Source organism: Nostoc sp. LEGE 12454 (assembly GCF_056620565.1).
Window position 1 is genome coordinate 15,865 of record NZ_JBWQXL010000064.1, and the last position, 16,262, is coordinate 32,126.

A 16,262-nucleotide genomic window follows, 5' to 3' on the forward strand; every position below is an offset into this window, starting at 1 on the left:
AACTCAATGGTTTTTCTATTACCTGGTGTCAAGTTCGATCTGGATCTGATTCAAAAGTACGACACTCGCGCACCTAGATATACCAGTTACCCGCCCGCTACAGAGTTAAGCGAAACATTCACTGAAACTGATTTTAAGGCCGCGATCGCTGCATCGAATCAACGCAAAACCCCTCTTTCTTTGTATTTCCATATCCCTTTTTGCCAAAGCGCTTGCTACTTCTGCGGCTGTAATACAGTAATTTCCAACAACAAGAATATTGCTAAACCTTACGTGGAGTCTTTGGTTCAAGACATTAAAAATACCGCAGCTTTAATCGATTCCGATAGAAAAGTGCTGCAAATCCACTGGGGAGGTGGTACTCCTAATTACTTGGAGCGTCACCAAATAGAATTTTTATGGAAAAATATCAATCGTTATTTTAACATCGATCCCCAAGCAGAAATCTCAATTGAGATTAATCCCCGCTATATCGATAAAAACTACATTTTCTTTCTGAGGAAGATTGGATTTAACCGCATTAGTTTTGGCATTCAGGATTTTAATCGCCAAGTTCAAGTAGCTGTAAATCGCGTCCAGCCTGAAGAAATGCTCTTTGATGTTATGAGGTGGATCGAAGAAGCTAAGTTTGAAAGTGTGAATGTAGACCTAATTTATGGTTTACCTTATCAAACACGTGAGACATTTCAAGAGACGCTGAAAAAGACGATTGAATTAGATCCTGACCGAATTGTTGTCTTTAACTTTGCTTATGTGCCGTGGCTCAAACCGACGCAAAAAAATATTCCTCAAGAGGCGCTACCCCCAGCCGAGGAAAAGTTAGAGATTCTGAAAATGACCATTGAAGAATTGACGAATAACCAATATCTATTTATTGGAATGGATCATTTTGCTAAAACTAATGATGAATTAGCGATCGCTCAACGCAATGGCACTCTCAAACGCAATTTTCAGGGCTATACTACACATGCCGAAACAGAATTATTTGGTTTTGGTGCAACATCCATCAGTATGTTAGAAGATGCTTATGCTCAAAATCACAAGGAGTTAAAAGATTATTATCAGACACTGGCATCAGGTAGTTTACCTGTTAGCAAAGGTATCAAGCTTACTCACAATGATATTATTAGACGGGATGTGATTATGAGTATTATGTCTCATTTTCAGCTTCATAAGCAAGATATTGAAAAAAAATATCATATCAGTTTTGATGAATATTTTTCTGAGGAACTAGAGGCATTAAAACCACTAGAAGCCGATGGTCTAGTCAGTTTATCAAAAAATCAGATTCAGATTACCGACATCGGGAGATTACTAGTAAGAAATATTGCCGTCATATTTGATACTCATACAAGAACGCGAGAGACAAAGTTTTCTCGCGCTATTTGATATCGCTTCTGCAAATCTTTACCAGATATTATCCCCTCAATCTACCTTAAAAATAAAAGTTGAGGGGACATTATTAAGACTATAGCAATCCGATTTTATCGAACAGAATTCGGGAGTCAGAATTCAGAATGAATTCTGTTTTGATAAAGTTATTAAATAAAAAATGTGCAATAAAAAGCGTAGTTAATTATTTATTTTATATTTATGACAAAAAAAATTATCAACAAAATTATGAATAAATATTTTTCATACATCCCCAAAAAGTTAGATACAAATTTTATGCCTTAAGGTAGAGATAAAAGATAAGAGATTGATTACTTAATTAAGATTTAGTTTTACGAACAATAATTATGTCCATAATTAGATGTTTTTAATGACTTCTAACTTAAAATGTGCAAACACTTTTATTTAAAATTCAGATATAGAAAACGCAAATTCTCATTCAATCTGAAATATAAATTATTTTGTATAACTTTTGGATTTAGCATTTACCCCATCTGGTAGAAATAATTTTAAATTAGAGTTGATAACTTAGATATAAGTGAGATTGTTGAGGCGGGTATGAGTATTTTTGCTTGGATAGTTTTAGGAGTTTTGGCAGGTGCGATGCCTAACGGCAGACTACGCCTAAGCTAAAGCTATTTATCCTGGTTCTTAAGGCGGCGGAATTCTCTCCACAATGATTTTGGGTATCATTGGTGCTTTCGTCGGTGGAAGTTTGTTTACCTTGTTAGGAACGGGAACTCTGCAAATTACTGCTGCTGGCGCTGTTTAACTCTTCCTGGTATTTTAGTGGCTGTGCTTGGCGCTATTGTTGCTATTTACTTGTGGGGATTAATCAGAAGAAGCAGCAATGCCTAATCATTGATAGGCGGTTATCAACCTTGACATAAGTACTGTGTTTTATCAATCTTATAGTTCACCAGTTTAAGAAGCTATAAAACCGCAAATTAGCTTTATCTGGAAAAAGACTATAAGAAAAGTCAATTCATTCTGTAACATCATTATTTTGGGAAGTGTAAATCTATGTTTTTCCACAAAAAAGAGCCTATTCATGCAGTTAACGTTACTGAACCAAACCCTCGTTTTGCTCAGTTGCTACTAGAGCAGTTTGGCGGAGCTACTGGAGAACTTAGTGCAGCACTTCAATATTGGGTGCAATCATTCCATGTCGAAAATGCTGGCATTAAAGATATGCTCCAAGACATTGCTATCGAGGAATTCAGCCATTTAGAAATGGTTGGTAAACTCATTGAGGCTCATACTAAAAATGTAGATCAAACAGAGGCTTACAAGAGTACTCTTTTTGCAGTCCGAGGAATTGGACCTCATTTTCTAGATAGCCAAGGTAATGCTTGGACTGCAAGTTACTTGAATGAGGGTGGAGATGTGGTACGTGATTTAAGAGCTAACGTTGCAGCTGAAGCTGGCGCTCGTCAGACTTACGAAGAATTGATTAAGTTGGCAACCGACAAAGGAACCCAAGAGACTTTAGTCCATCTGTTAACACGAGAAATTTCTCATACCCAGATGTTTATGAAAGCTCTAGATTCGCTAGGTAAGTTGACAGATCCATTCTTTGGTAATATTAAGCCAGATGAAACTGTTGCTCTCTACTACAATCTATCTACAGACGGAAATGGTCAAGATGAGCGTGGCCCTTGGAATTCTGAGCCAACATTCAAATATATTGCTAATCCGCTAGAAAGCCACTCTTAATTGCATAGATTGCAGTCAGAATATAGATTGATTTTGAGCGAAAGAGTTTTTGGCAGATTCTGAACAACTCCCAATAATATGGTAGGCTATTTGCCTACCTTGTTTATAAACTGTTGGGCTGTTTAGCTACATTTAGTGAGCAAAAAAAATCCCGACTTTTCTAAAAGGTCGGGATTTTTTTACAGCAATTTTCATGTATTTGAGCCGCGCCTGTTGTCGGGGCACAAGAACTTGCGCCCCTGCTTCAATTTCTACCGCGATATTTCTGACTTCAGAAATTAATTCAACTCAAAATCAAAACTCAGAATTAGGAGATTCACTTGTGATTGTCAACGCTACGCCAAATGGTTGGGAAGTCATTTATCATCGTGCCCATGCTTTATTAGCAGCTGAACTAGCGGGACAATGGCGACGCAAAGATGCTCCAGCAAGGGTATATGAAACAATAGCTGCAATTTCTCATCACGACGATCTAGAAAAAGAGTGGGAAGAAGATATTCTAACTGAAGCGGGTGCGCCAAAGGATTTCATGCTCTCCACAAATGCCGATTTAGATGCAAGTGTTGATAAATTGGCTAATTTGGCAAAGAATGCTCTTTATCGTGGACGATGGGTAGCTCTATTAATTTCCATGCACATCAGCCGTTTAAATGAGTCAAGCCGGGGTAAGTCTTCAAAATTAGACAAACTTTTAGACGAGCAACTTCAAAATCAGCAACGTTGGCGCAAAGAATTGGGCATCAAAAAGGAGGAAGTTGATGCAGCCTATGCATTTATGCAATGGTGCGATCGCCTTTCGCTTATTCTCTGTCAGCAAGAACTACCTGACGATGAGCGGTTTTTAGAAATTAGCAAGGGCCCTGAAGGTGAGCGCTATGACATCATGCAGCGCAGCGATCAGTTGGTTGTTGTCAAACCCTGGCCCTTCCAAGAGGATAAATTCACGGTCAGCATCGAAGCTTGCGATCTCTCTGAGGTAAAATTTCAGAGCAGCGCCGAATTAACTCAAGCACTACAAAAAGCCCCCATCAAGGTACTAGAGTGGACATTCATTAAGAGTTAGATGCATAAAGGTTACAGCTTTTTTGCTGAAAATAGCTGTAAAAAAAACTAAGTTATGCGATCGCACTTTTCTATCAAATCCCTACATATTTTTGCAGTAATAACGACTATTGCAGGGGGTTATAGTGTGGATATAACCCAAGTTGTTGAGATGCAAGAAGTTGCGATCGCATTTACCCCTTAGGGGCGAAGTCAGTTTTAATTATTCTAATTTTTATCTAAAGATGTAGTTTTAAGGCAGATTGTTATTACTTATGATAGTTCCTCTAAATCATTCCAATCAGTGAAAGTAAATATACTTAATAACTGAGGTTCAAAGCATGGACTCAACAGGTAAGGTTCAAACTGTGGACTCGTCCTGGTCTCTTCCACTGCCGTTGAAAGAGTATGCAATGAGCCGAGTAACTGTCTACTTTTATAGCGACAGATGGGTTCCAATTAAATATTGTTCTTTGGAAAAAGCAATTTTGCTTCACCAAAAGGCAAGTTTAGAAGGTAAGGAAATTTTGTTATTTCCTGCTAATATTGACCCTAATCAATTCTCAAACTCTTTTAACTGAAATGCATTGAGGTAGACTATTTTTCCAGAAAATTGTCAACAAATAAATTGGCTCTAGAAGCGTACATCTATATGTACGCCTCTAATTGTAAATTGGGTTATAAATGTGTGCCAAAAGCCAAAGGTGTGGCGATTACCTTAAGATACAACTGCATCAGGTGGTCTTAAGTCTGTGTTTACATCTTCTCGTCAAAGATATTACTACTTAGTACTACGATTGCTAAGTCCAAATATATACACAATAAAAGTTGTTTGAGCTACTAAGATTCCGAGCGCTGTCCCTCCAAGTGCTACCCGCGCTTGAAAACTTCCAAGCTCATCAAGCTTTCGGGTTTCAATAAATATTCTGCGTTGAGGATTGAGTTGCCATCTTACTGCCTCTGAGTTGCCAAGAAAACTCAGAGGTAGACTTAGAATATAGCCCAAAATCGTAAATCCTAAAGCTGTAGGAATAGTCAGCTTCAAGTTTTGAAATAGTAATGAGCGCATGGAACAAAAAATTAGCTAACTTTAAAAGTTTGACAACTATTTGGATAGTTAGAAATATACCCAAAGGTTGGCATTTAGTATTTTGAAAGTTACATATAGAGTAGGAATCGCTATGCACATCGATCCAGATATTCAATAGTAAATATTTGGATTGCTTCTGATGTCAAACCAACCCGGAACGTAGTGCCACAACTGCTGCTTGCACGCGATCGTCCACTGCTAATTTATTCATAATTCCCCGAACATGAGTTTTGATGGTGTTAGGACTGAGATAGAGTTTTTCGGCAATTTCGGGATTACTCAACCCGTCTACCATCAGCTTTAATACTTCTAACTCCCGCCCAGATAAGTTAGCGGTGTTGGTGGTGGGTGAAGGCGGTTTGAGATTATCAATGACTCGCCGCGCAATTTGGGGATCGAGATAGGCTGCACCATCAACTGCGGCTGCGATCGCACTTAACAATCTTTCCACACTTGCACCTTTGATACAATATGCATCTGCACCGCTAGACAGTGCCGCAATAATTTCTGTCTCCGTTTGATGAGATGTCAGCATCACCACATGAGTTGCTGGCAGCGCCGCCTTAATTTGCTGTGTTGCGGCAATGCCATCCAATCGCGGCAATCCAATATCCATAACCACCAAATCAGGTTTCAGTTGCAGTGCAGCTTGAACTCCCAAATAACCATCTTCAGCTTGTCCAACAATCTCTAACTGAGGATGAGCCATCAACGATTGCTCTAATCCCAGTTGCATCATCGGATCGTCTTCGACAATTAACACGCGCAAGGGCGGAGCATTGACGGGTAAATTTAAGGGATAGCGAGTATCTAAAGACATTTTTATTAATTAAGAGTCATTAGTCATTTGTCCTTTGTCTTTTGTCATTTGTCCTTTGTCTTTTGCTTGCCAATGACTAATGACTAATGACAAATGACCAATTATTATTCTTCCACGCGATAGCCTAACTCTGCTAAACTAACCCGCGACTGCCGCCATTTTGGCTGAACTTTCACAAACAATTCTAGATAAACTTTGCCAGCGATTAATTTTTGGATTTGTTCGCGGGCTTCACTACCAATTGCTTTGAGCATTGCTCCACCTTTGCCAATGAGTATGCCTTTTTGAGAATCACGCTCGACGTTGATGGTAGCAAGTACACGGGTAATACTGGGAGTTTCTTCTACTAAGTCAATGGCGATCGCAACTGAATGGGGTACTTCTTCACGAGTCAATAATAAAATTTGTTCTCGGATTAATTCACCCATAATAAAGCGTTCTGGCTGGTCAGTTACCAAGTCTGGAGGATAATATAATGGCCCAATTTCTAAATGTTCAATTAATAATTCTTGAAGTTGCGGTAATCCTGTACTAGTCTTAGCAGAAAATTTCACGATTTTCCATTCATGAGATTGGGCCATCTGAGCGTAACTATCATCTAGAAACTGCGAATCAGTCGGTTGTTGGTCGGTTTTGTTCACACCCAAAATCACTGGTGTTTTGCTGCGACTGAGCAATTCGGCAATATAGCGATCGCCCGATCCACAAGCCACAGATCCATCTACCACAAATAACACTACATCTACCGATTCAATGGCAATTTTGGCATTTTGCACCAAGACTTCGCCCAATTGATGATGGGGCTTATGAATTCCTGGCGTATCTACAAATATTAACTGCGCTTCTGGTGTAGTTAATACACCGCGCAAACGGTTACGTGTTGTTTGTGCTACTGGTGATGTAATGGCAATTTTCTGTCCTACTAACTGATTCATCAAAGTAGATTTACCGACATTTGGACGACCAACAATGCCGATAAAACCTGATTTGAATTCAGGAGGAGCCTGGGGAATTGCTACTTCTCCTGAAAAAGAGAAGTTGTAATTTTCAATACTAGTCACCTTTGGCTCCACCCTCATATTTTATAGCTGGGATAACTTGATTTTTTCTTAGACACAAAATAGGCATAAAATTACCCTGGCATTTTTAGGGATTGCTTTTGCCGAGGTTTAATCTACTACCGGCTCTACACTTATATTTTACAGCTGAGATAACCTTAGTTGTAGTATTCAGGAGTCAGAATTCAGTAGTCAGAATATTAAAAAAATTAAACTCCAAGTTTACCTCATTTCATCGGCGATCGTACTAAACGCACATAAATTCTAACTTCTGGCTCAAGAGTTGCTGAATTTTTAGATTTTGTTTTGTTTTTTGATACAAAAGAAACATAAAATTACTTTGGCATTAACAGGGATGACTTTTGCTTAAGTTTAATCTGCTTCTAACTTTGGCTTAAATTTCATCGACTACTTAACATATACATTTGGATCAAAATGTCAATCAAAAATCTGGGAGAACCCAAACGCATAGGAATTCTTACGAGTGGAGGTGATTGTTCTGGCTTAAATGCTGTGATTAGGGCTGTAGTAAATTGTGCTGTAAATACTTACGGCTGGGAAGTTTTGGGAATTCGTCAAGCAACTCTAGGATTAATGGCGCGTCCGCCACAATTCACCAAGCTGGAAGTCGATCGAGTTGACTCGTTGTTAACTGCGGGTGGCACAATGTTGGGGACAACCAATAAAGGCGACCCCTTTGCTTTTCCGATGGCGGATGGAAGTTTATGCGATCGCTCTGAAGAAATTATTGCAGGTTATCATCAACTAGGTTTAGACGCTTTGATTGGTATCGGCGGCGATGGTAGCTTGGCAATTTTGCGTCGCCTCGCTCAACAAGGCGGTATTAATTTAGTAGGTATTCCCAAAACCATTGATAACGATATTGGCGTTACCGAACACGCCATCGGTTTTGATACAGCAGTAAATATTGCCACAGAAGCACTAGATAGATTACATTTTACTGCTGCAAGTCATAGCCGAGTCATGATTTTGGAAGTAATGGGTCGTGATGCCGGACACATAGCAATAGCTGCGGGAATTGCGGGGGGAGCAAATGTAATTTTAATTCCCGAAATACCTTATACAGTTGAACACATTTGCTACAAAATCAAAGAACGCCAAGAAAAAGGCAAAAACTATTGTTTGATTATTGTTTCTGAAGCAGTTCGTAACCAAGACGGGGAAAATGTGACGATTACCAATCGCTTAGGTCAATCTCGATACGGTGGAATTGGCGAATATTTAGCCGATGAAATTATTCAGCACATTGGTGTAGAAACGCGAGTCACAGTTTTAGGACACATTCAACGGGGTGGAACTGCTTCACCACTAGATAGATTAGTTGCAACAGCCTTTGGCGTAGCGGCGGTTAATCTAATTGCCGAAGAGCGATACGATCGCATGGTGACATGGCAAAATCGCCAAGTATTAAGTGTACCCATTACAGAAGCGATCGCTCAATATAGCGCTGTCGATCCCAATGGTACTTTAGTTAAAACCGCTCGTGGTATGAGTATTTATTTGGGAGACTAAACTCAATACTGTTCGGTTAAGGCAAGAGACGCGATGAATCGCCGTCTCTACAAAAAACTAATTATTGTAGAGACGGCGATTTATCGCGTCTTTGTGATGATTTAGGGAAAAAATTTTCATGTTTAGTATGTGATGACAATTACATGAATATCTATGCCCAATACCCCATGCCCTAATTAATAACTCCCAATACAAATTCGCCTTCATTCACAGCTTGATTGGTTGCGACATCATAAACTAATCCATCATGTTGAGCGCAGACATCAATTACAGTAGGAAGTTGACCTTCTTTATTAAAACTGAGAATTTGATAGAGTTTGTCTCCAGTTTTTACTAAAGTGCCTAATTCTATTCTGGATTGAATCATCCCACCTGCGATCGCATAATATTTTTTCCGATTGCTACTAGATGCAAAAGTCATCTCATGGGTTTTTATGTCATCCGATAAATTAGGAATTTGTAATACACCTTTTTGTACTAAATAGTTTTTCACACCCCGTACACCTTTGGATACTGAATCAGGATTTATTTGCATTCCTGTTCCTAATTCTAGCGTCCAAGCTTCCACATCAAACTTGATATCTCTACCCAACTCTTTAAAACAAGCTTCCAGTGCTAACCAAGGTTTGATAAAAGCTTCATCAAAAGCATCACCATCGTATTTATTAAGCAAAATTCCAAAATCGAGTAGAAAGTATTTGGCACTGTCTTCTCGATTTCGGAAGTAATAAAGGTAGTCTAAAGCTTGATTGGTAGAACTATGTAAATCAATTAAATAGTCTGCATCTAAACTCAGGTTTTGTAGCTTGTAACCAAAAAGCTCAGTATATGGCACTGCACTAGAAGAATTAATTTTTTCTAAAATTTTCGCAAATTGTTGCTTAATTATAGTTAGATAATTTTCTCGAACGACCTCTAGATCGATATGAAGTTGAGATTTAGCAAAAGCTACTAAATCATCAGCTTCTTTTTCGTAATCCCAAAATATGCGATTCCAGTCTTTAGCTTCGTAAACGCAGTAACGTCCAGGGGAAAAATGATGAGCGCGTTCATTCGTCCCCATTGGATTACAAACGGGAACTAACCAAATTTCTCCAGTTAAATCTGTATCATTTATTGTTAATAAAAACTCAATTAGCTGGTGAATAACGCCATTACCAGCAATTTCTGCACCGTGCAGATTAGATTGAATATAAACCTTCTTACCAGGTTGAGCGCCAATGAATTTGTATAGTTGTAAGGATAGGCGATCGCCCGAAGCCATTTGACGTAATACAATAGTCTCAATAACTGGCAGCATAAAATAATTGGCTGATAATTTGATTACATTATCGCTGTATCTGTACTGAATTAAAACCTACAAAAACTGAATCTGCATCTCTGCGCTTCTGGGTGAAAGCCAGTTTCTAACCATTTGGCGCGAGGCGACGGGTGAAGAGTGCGTGGGAGAGGTGCGCGAGGCAATTTGGACAGCGCGAGATAGGCTAGAAACAGAGTTGTAGGTGCAGTGCAAGATTTATTGCCAAGTCAAATCATTCATAAGTTTTATTTAAGTATTGCTTGCGATCGCACAGAGCGCACTACCCTAAAGAGCGATCGCATAAGCTTTTGTCAAAAAGTTGTAATGTTAAGGCTTAATGTCGTAACCTTAAGCCTTAATCTTATGACGCTGGTGATTAATGTTGTAATGTTAAGGCTTAATGTCGTAACCTTAAGCCTTAATGTTATAGCGTTAAGCCTTAATCTCGTAACCTTAAGCCTTAATGTTGTAATGTTGGTGACGACAAGACATTCACTTATAACTGCGATCGCAACAATTGTCGGGGCCAGATAGCGAGGGAGAGCAAGGTAAAAATAATAACTCCTAACTTTTGTACAGACGCGATTAATCGCGTCTCTCCTAACTCCTAACTCCCCTTATGTACCAGGTAAATTTCGCAACTGCTCATTCAAATGACTATGATCTGCCAAAACCTTTAACAGGGGCCCATGTGAGCTAAATTCTACAATACTCACCGAAGCAACAGGGCATCCCAAACGAAAACGGAAGCGTCCTACATCAATCCCCAGTAAACTACACAGAATAATTCTGATAGTTGCTTTGTGCGAAACAACTAAAACATTGCCACTAGTATAATTTTGTTTAATTTCTTCAATTACCTGCAAGGCGCGAGAAGCAATTGTCACAGCCATTTCTCCACCAGTGGGAGCATTCCAAGCCGGATCTGCTGACCAGCGAATATAATCATCGTGATATTCACGGCTAATTACTTCTGGCGTTTTTCCTTCCCACAAGCCATAGTTGATTTCTTTTAAACCATCTCTAAGTTGTGGTTCTATCTTTATTGCTTCACACAAAGGTTTTGCTGTCAATACAGTTCGCCGCATAGGACTACAAAATATTGCTGTCCAATCCTTAGAAGTATATGCGTCAGCAAAAGCATTTGCCATATCCAACCCTTCTGGGGTAAGTTCTGAGTCTATGGAACCGCAAAAGGAATTATTGCGACTGCATTCTGTCTGTCCGTGACGGAGCAAATAAAGAGTTAGGCTCACGGTATATTCTCATCGATTGTAAATTTAAGAGCATTAACAATCAGATGTAGCTGAAGATAGTTAATGCCCGTGTTATATTACTACAATTTCACGATCCTTAGAATAATCTTAAGATTAAGAAAGTTACCGCAGCTACGCCCATCGTAGACATAACACTACTTTGCTAATATCATCAGCAGTCACTTGATTTGGGAGCATCCCAAATGTGTAAGTTATATCAAACTCAGGTTATTGTAAGTTTGTTTGTTTAAATTTATTAGGACTTACGCACACTCTACGAATTCTCGGCGCTCTTCTCTTCGAGACGCTTCTCTTTCAGAGACGCTAAAGCGAACGCGAAGCGCGATGGCGGTTCGATAAATTAAGCTTTTTAGCAATTTTTGCGTAAATCCTATTTATAATTAAATAATTTTCAAAGATTTTCAAATAATCATTAAGGAATTTACTATAAACCTTCAAAGCTAGCTTACCAAAATAATAAATATAGATAGATAGTTCTATCTAAACTTTAAAATAATCTTTTTTGAAAAGTGTAGAGACGTAAATAATTACGTCTCTACAAAAACTCTGCCAATCAAGCTGATACTCTATTCTCTAGCCCTTGTTTAGGGAATCTCACAAAAGTTTAGCTTGATTTTGAAACAACTCACATTTTTCTGCAAAAAAGGAATCTACCCCATTAATATCCCTAGAGTTTCTGCAAAAAAATCATGAATTGTTAGTCAATATTTTTCTTGACACCATCTTTTACGTCTTCAATACCATGACGTACTTCACTTTCAGCTTGTTTCGCTTTACCTTTCGCTTTATCTTCTGGATCTCCAGTAACGTTTCCTAATGCTTCTTGGGCTTTACCTTCAACATTTTTAGCAGCAGCCTTTGCGCGATCTTCTATGCTCATTTTGATACTCCTGATTCAATTCAAAATTAATTTCAAAGCTATAAACTAACTTTGAAACTGTTTGTTATTACCTTTACACAATAACTTAAAGTTTTTGCTAAAGCCTTCCACCACAAGGTAGATTCAATAATTCGTAATTCGTAATTGGTATTAGTAACTAAGTAAGTTAGTTGTAGTAAGCGTTCTGGCTGTTAGTTGGATATCAAATAAAGTGAGAATAGTTTAGTTACCTATGCTAAAAGACATAGAACAAATGTCACAGATGGTAATTTCTACTTTTTAAATAAAAAAACCCAGTTTCGTATAGAAAATGGGTTAATAAAGTTATGAGGATGTTTTTTGTTTAATCTAGAAAACCCATTAGGCTTTCAGAATTGTCAATCTCATTTGGTGCTATGGGACGATTCCCGAAGGTGGAATAACTGTCAGAAATTACCAATGAACTTGAGGCAACTGGACGAATCCCAGAGAGGTTAATACTTTCAACAACTTGGAATGTATTAGCGCCAATTGGACGAATACCCATTGCGTTATAGGTTTCAACTACTTCTAATGTACTAGTGCTAACGGGACGCACCCCAGAAATTGAAAGGTGTTCAGCAACTTCTAAGTCGCTAGCGCCTATGGGACGAATTCCAGAAATGGCGAGTGTTCCAGAAGCTCCTACTGGCAGTTCATTAACTTCCTCGGCTTTATCTGCATTCAAGCTCTGGTCTTGTTGATTTTCAACTTCTTCTTTAGACTTGGCATACTTCTGCCGAGAACTGGTTGCTTTGCCAGCGTTGCTAATAGTCATAAACGAACACCTCTAGTTTGTTAACTGAATTTTACAATAATTAAGGAAAGATGAAATTTTTTCCCATATACCTTAGAGTTTAACCTTAAAAAACCTCATATAGATATAAGAATCTTTAAAACTAATACATAAGTAAATTTAAAGCAATAAGTTTTGTAAATAATTATTACTATTTATTTGGTTTAATAACCCAGCTACAATAGATACAGAGCGGAATCTTCACCATGAGATAGGGTATTTACAGCAAAACTGTATGACAGAATTTTGTCTTCAAGCTCCCTTTAGTCCCACAGGCGATCAACCACAAGCGATCGCCCAACTTTCTGCTAGTATCCAATCAGGCAATCGTTACCAAACTTTACTAGGAGCCACTGGAACTGGCAAAACATTTTCGGTAGCAGCAGTTATTGAGAAAATTGGCAAGCCTACTTTAGTTCTGGCACATAATAAAACCCTCGCCGCACAACTTTGTAACGAGTTGCGGGATTTCTTCCCCAATAACGCAGTCGAGTATTTTGTCAGTTACTACGATTATTATCAGCCAGAAGCTTATATTCCCGTCACCGATACTTATATTGAAAAAACGGCGGCAATTAATGATGAAATAGATATGTTGCGACATTCAGCGACGCGATCGCTTTTTGAACGTCGTGATGTCATTGTCGTTGCTTCCATCAGTTGCATCTACGGTTTAGGAATGCCAGCAGAATATCTGAAAGCTGCCATCCCTCTTCAGATAGGTATGGAAGTAAATCAGCGTCAAATTTTACGAGATTTGGCAAATGTTCAATACAGCCGTAACGACATCGAAATGGGCCGGGGAAAATTTCGCGTTCGGGGTGATGTTTTAGAAATTGGCCCAGCTTATGAAGACCGAATTATTCGCGTCGAATTCTTTGGTGATGAAATTGACGCAATTCGCTATATCGATCCGGTGACAGGTGAAATTCTCAAAAGTTTGGAAGCCGTAAATGTCTACCCTGCGCGTCACTTTGTCACCCCAGAAGAACGCTTAGAATTAGCTTGTCATGATATTGCAGCGGAGTTAAAACAGCAAAAACTAGACTTAGAACAAGCTGGCAAATTATTAGAAGCGCAACGCATAGATCAACGTACACGCTATGACCTAGAAATGCTGCGCGAAGTCGGTTATTGCAACGGTGTCGAAAACTATTCCCGTCACTTAGCAGGAAGACAAGCTGGCGATCCACCAGAATGTTTAATTGATTATTTTCCCAAAGATTGGCTATTAGTTATTGATGAATCTCACGTTACAGTGCCACAAATTCGCGGCATGTATAACGGCGATCAAGCGAGAAAAAAAGTTTTAATTGAACATGGATTTCGGCTTCCTAGTGCTGCTGATAACCGTCCTTTAAAAGCCGAGGAATTCTGGCAAAAAGTAAATCAGTGTATTTTCGTTTCAGCAACTCCTGGAAATTGGGAAATAGAAGTTTCTGAAGATCATGTAGTTGAGCAAGTGATACGACCAACTGGGGTGGTCGATCCAGAAATTTCAGTACGTCCCACAGAAGGACAAATTGATGATTTGTTAGGCGAAATCAAAGATAGAGCCGACCGCCATGAACGAGTGTTAATTACCACATTAACTAAGCGGATGGCGGAAGATTTAACCGAATATTTGCAAGACCACGGTATCAGGGTACGATATTTACATTCCGAAATTACTTCTATTGAGCGCATCGAGATTTTGCAGAACTTGCGCGAGGGGAAATTTGATGTATTAGTTGGCGTAAATTTGCTGCGGGAAGGTTTGGATTTACCTGAAGTTTCTTTAGTAGCAATTATGGATGCAGATAAAGAAGGTTTTTTGCGAACCGAGCGTTCCTTAATTCAAACTATTGGTAGAGCCGCGCGTCACATTCAGGGACAAGCAATTTTGTATGCCGATAATCTGACAGGTAGCATGATTAAAGCTATTGATGAAACAGACAGGCGACGTGGTATTCAAACAGCACATAATCTACTGCATGGAATTACACCACAACCGATTGTGAAAAAATCAAGTAATGCGATTTTGGCTTTTTTAGATGTATCTCGGCGGTTAAATGCAACTGATTTAAAAGTTGTAGATGAACATCTAGATGAACTGCCATTAGAACAGATTCCCCAATTGATTACTCTGTTAGAAGCGCAGATGAAAGAAGCGGCGAAGAAACTAGAATTTGAAGAGGCGGCAAAATTGCGCGATCGCATTAAACATCTGCGAGATAAAATGTTAGGACGTTAACGTGAATCTTCTGCTGACCAATACCTAATAATATGAATTACGTTTAGCCGGAGGTGTGGTTCAACTCCGGCATTAGGCTGATGCATCATCTTGAAACAGATAGATTGTTAGAACTAGTATGGACGTTTTCGTTTTCAGAATTTGATTGACAAACTCAGCTAATATTTATTAGCACCAGCTACTTTTTAATTCGTCGCCGAACTCACGTTAGTGTTAGCCTTCTTAACTTATGACTAACTAGGCTTGAACCAAATCCAGTAGCAGCTATTATCAGTGCACCACCATACTCATTAGCTTGACGGAGAGCACGTGCAATCACACCTTTCTGATAATACACAAATGATTGGATTCCTTACACGCAGGCGGGAATTGCTGTCGGAAAAATTTTTGCTGAAGCACGTCGCGATCGCTAGAACAACTTCGACCCAGGTTATTACTAGCTGACTTGGTTGGGCTAGGGAAAAACATACAGGTTGGCATGATTTTGACTGGGAAAAGAGATTTTCATCACATTGTTGTGTGATGTCTAGCTGACAGACGCAGTAGTGGTCTGGAAGAAGCGGTTGGCGGGGCGTGCCAGTCCCAAATTTTCGCGCAGCGTCTTGCCCTCATAGTCATGGCGGAAAATCCCCCGTCGTTGCAGTTCTGGCACAACCTTGTCTACAAAGTCATTCAACCCTTCAGGAAGAAAAGGGAACATAACGTTGAAGCCATCAGACCCTTCCTCTGTCAGCCATTGCTCCATATCATCGGCGATCGTTTGGGGCGTGCCGACGAAGGCCAGCCCGCCGTAACTGCCGATGCGTTGAGCTAGCTGTCGAATGGTCAGGTTCTCGCGTTGTGCCAGCGCTATCACTCGTTCTCGTGAGGTCTTTCCGGCGTTAGTCTGCGGGATTTCCGGTAAGGGGCCGTCTGGATCAAAGCGCGAAACATCGTAGCCAAGTGCGCTATTCAGGCTGGCGATCCCACTGTCATAATGTACGAATGGCACTAAGAAAAGCTGAAACAATTGTGGTTAAGCAGTTTTCAAAAGATTTCGTAATTCATGCCGGGGTTTGGTCATCAAAGGATAAATTTTTGGGCGACGTTTACGGACTCGTGGTTCACT

At 39.5% G+C, this 16,262-nt stretch carries 14 protein-coding genes and 1 pseudogene; 7 read left to right on the forward strand and 8 right to left on the reverse strand.

Annotated features, from left to right (window positions below; genetic code table 11):
- The first annotated feature begins 6 nt into the window (after nucleotides 1-6).
- The 5 genes and pseudogenes from hemN (at nucleotide 7) to AC1F2U_RS32190 (ending at nucleotide 4,730) form a co-directional block, all read left to right on the forward strand.
- Nucleotides 7-1,389, forward strand: coding sequence for an oxygen-independent coproporphyrinogen III oxidase (gene hemN / locus AC1F2U_RS32170; RefSeq protein WP_480264837.1), 1,383 nt, complete (start codon nucleotides 7-9; stop codon nucleotides 1,387-1,389).
- 561 nt (nucleotides 1,390-1,950) lie between these two features.
- Nucleotides 1,951-2,250: pseudogene (locus AC1F2U_RS32175) on the forward strand (GlsB/YeaQ/YmgE family stress response membrane protein).
- A 165-nt stretch (nucleotides 2,251-2,415) separates the two neighbouring features.
- Nucleotides 2,416-3,108 carry a manganese catalase family protein gene (locus tag AC1F2U_RS32180; protein ID WP_480264838.1) on the forward strand — a complete coding sequence of 231 codons (693 nt, stop codon included), beginning with the start codon at nucleotides 2,416-2,418 and terminating at the stop codon, nucleotides 3,106-3,108.
- Between the two features lie 322 nt (nucleotides 3,109-3,430).
- The gene (locus AC1F2U_RS32185; RefSeq protein WP_480264846.1) at nucleotides 3,431-4,171 is read left to right on the forward strand and encodes a DUF3891 family protein; all 741 of its coding nucleotides are present in this window, start codon (nucleotides 3,431-3,433) and stop codon (nucleotides 4,169-4,171) included.
- Between the two features lie 319 nt (nucleotides 4,172-4,490).
- Nucleotides 4,491-4,730, forward strand: coding sequence for a hypothetical protein (locus AC1F2U_RS32190; protein WP_480264839.1), 240 nt, complete (start codon nucleotides 4,491-4,493; stop codon nucleotides 4,728-4,730).
- 200 nt (nucleotides 4,731-4,930) lie between these two features.
- Here the strand turns inward: AC1F2U_RS32190 and AC1F2U_RS32195 are convergent, their stop codons facing one another.
- From AC1F2U_RS32195 to era, 3 genes are all read right to left on the reverse strand, one after another.
- Nucleotides 4,931-5,218: a hypothetical protein gene (locus AC1F2U_RS32195; protein ID WP_480264840.1), complete on the reverse strand. Its 288-nt coding sequence runs from the start codon at nucleotides 5,216-5,218 to the stop codon at nucleotides 4,931-4,933.
- A 163-nt stretch (nucleotides 5,219-5,381) separates the two neighbouring features.
- Complete coding sequence (locus AC1F2U_RS32200; RefSeq protein ID WP_104908984.1) at nucleotides 5,382-6,059, reverse strand: response regulator; 678 nt, start codon at nucleotides 6,057-6,059, stop codon at nucleotides 5,382-5,384.
- A 104-nt stretch (nucleotides 6,060-6,163) separates the two neighbouring features.
- Complete coding sequence (gene era, locus AC1F2U_RS32205) at nucleotides 6,164-7,138, reverse strand: GTPase Era (RefSeq protein WP_480264841.1); 975 nt, start codon at nucleotides 7,136-7,138, stop codon at nucleotides 6,164-6,166.
- A 429-nt stretch (nucleotides 7,139-7,567) separates the two neighbouring features.
- On the opposite strand from era, the gene AC1F2U_RS32210 reads away from it, so the two are divergent.
- Complete coding sequence (locus tag AC1F2U_RS32210) at nucleotides 7,568-8,650, forward strand: ATP-dependent 6-phosphofructokinase (protein ID WP_480264847.1); 1,083 nt, start codon at nucleotides 7,568-7,570, stop codon at nucleotides 8,648-8,650.
- A 172-nt stretch (nucleotides 8,651-8,822) separates the two neighbouring features.
- Here the strand turns inward: AC1F2U_RS32210 and AC1F2U_RS32215 are convergent, their stop codons facing one another.
- The 4 genes from AC1F2U_RS32215 to AC1F2U_RS32230 all read right to left on the reverse strand — a co-directional run bounded on the left by AC1F2U_RS32215 (nucleotide 8,823) and on the right by AC1F2U_RS32230 (nucleotide 12,903).
- Entirely contained in the window at nucleotides 8,823-9,950 is a 1,128-nt protein-coding gene (locus AC1F2U_RS32215; protein ID WP_480264842.1) for a succinylglutamate desuccinylase/aspartoacylase family protein, read from the reverse strand.
- Between the two features lie 617 nt (nucleotides 9,951-10,567).
- The gene (locus tag AC1F2U_RS32220; protein WP_334900746.1) at nucleotides 10,568-11,206 is read right to left on the reverse strand and encodes a histidine phosphatase family protein; all 639 of its coding nucleotides are present in this window, start codon (nucleotides 11,204-11,206) and stop codon (nucleotides 10,568-10,570) included.
- Between the two features lie 718 nt (nucleotides 11,207-11,924).
- Nucleotides 11,925-12,107, reverse strand: coding sequence for a CsbD family protein (locus AC1F2U_RS32225; RefSeq protein ID WP_334871846.1), 183 nt, complete (start codon nucleotides 12,105-12,107; stop codon nucleotides 11,925-11,927).
- Nucleotides 12,108-12,450: 343 nt separating this feature from the next.
- Nucleotides 12,451-12,903 carry a hypothetical protein gene (locus tag AC1F2U_RS32230; protein WP_480264843.1) on the reverse strand — a complete coding sequence of 151 codons (453 nt, stop codon included), beginning with the start codon at nucleotides 12,901-12,903 and terminating at the stop codon, nucleotides 12,451-12,453.
- 253 nt (nucleotides 12,904-13,156) lie between these two features.
- On the opposite strand from AC1F2U_RS32230, the gene uvrB reads away from it, so the two are divergent.
- Nucleotides 13,157-15,154, forward strand: a complete 1,998-nt coding sequence (uvrB, locus tag AC1F2U_RS32235; protein ID WP_480264844.1) for an excinuclease ABC subunit UvrB — start codon at nucleotides 13,157-13,159, stop codon at nucleotides 15,152-15,154.
- Nucleotides 15,155-15,680: 526 nt separating this feature from the next.
- On the opposite strand, the gene AC1F2U_RS32240 is transcribed toward uvrB, so the two are convergent.
- Entirely contained in the window at nucleotides 15,681-16,163 is a 483-nt protein-coding gene (locus AC1F2U_RS32240) for a hypothetical protein (protein ID WP_480264845.1), read from the reverse strand.
- Nucleotides 16,164-16,262: the final 99 nt, after the last annotated feature.

Coding starts and splice junctions, on each gene's coding strand:
- hemN (WP_480264837.1), top strand. CDS start 7: ATGGTTTTTCTATTACCTGGTGTCAAGTTCGATCTGGATCTGATTCAA.
- AC1F2U_RS32180 (WP_480264838.1), top strand. CDS start 2,416: ATGTTTTTCCACAAAAAAGAGCCTATTCATGCAGTTAACGTTACTGAA.
- AC1F2U_RS32190 (WP_480264839.1), top strand. CDS start 4,491: ATGGACTCAACAGGTAAGGTTCAAACTGTGGACTCGTCCTGGTCTCTT.
- AC1F2U_RS32195 (WP_480264840.1), bottom strand. CDS start 5,218: ATGCGCTCATTACTATTTCAAAACTTGAAGCTGACTATTCCTACAGCT.
- AC1F2U_RS32200 (WP_104908984.1), bottom strand. CDS start 6,059: ATGTCTTTAGATACTCGCTATCCCTTAAATTTACCCGTCAATGCTCCG.
- era (WP_480264841.1), bottom strand. CDS start 7,138: ATGAGGGTGGAGCCAAAGGTGACTAGTATTGAAAATTACAACTTCTCT.
- AC1F2U_RS32215 (WP_480264842.1), bottom strand. CDS start 9,950: ATGCTGCCAGTTATTGAGACTATTGTATTACGTCAAATGGCTTCGGGC.
- AC1F2U_RS32225 (WP_334871846.1), bottom strand. CDS start 12,107: ATGAGCATAGAAGATCGCGCAAAGGCTGCTGCTAAAAATGTTGAAGGT.
- AC1F2U_RS32230 (WP_480264843.1), bottom strand. CDS start 12,903: ATGACTATTAGCAACGCTGGCAAAGCAACCAGTTCTCGGCAGAAGTAT.
- uvrB (WP_480264844.1), top strand. CDS start 13,157: ATGACAGAATTTTGTCTTCAAGCTCCCTTTAGTCCCACAGGCGATCAA.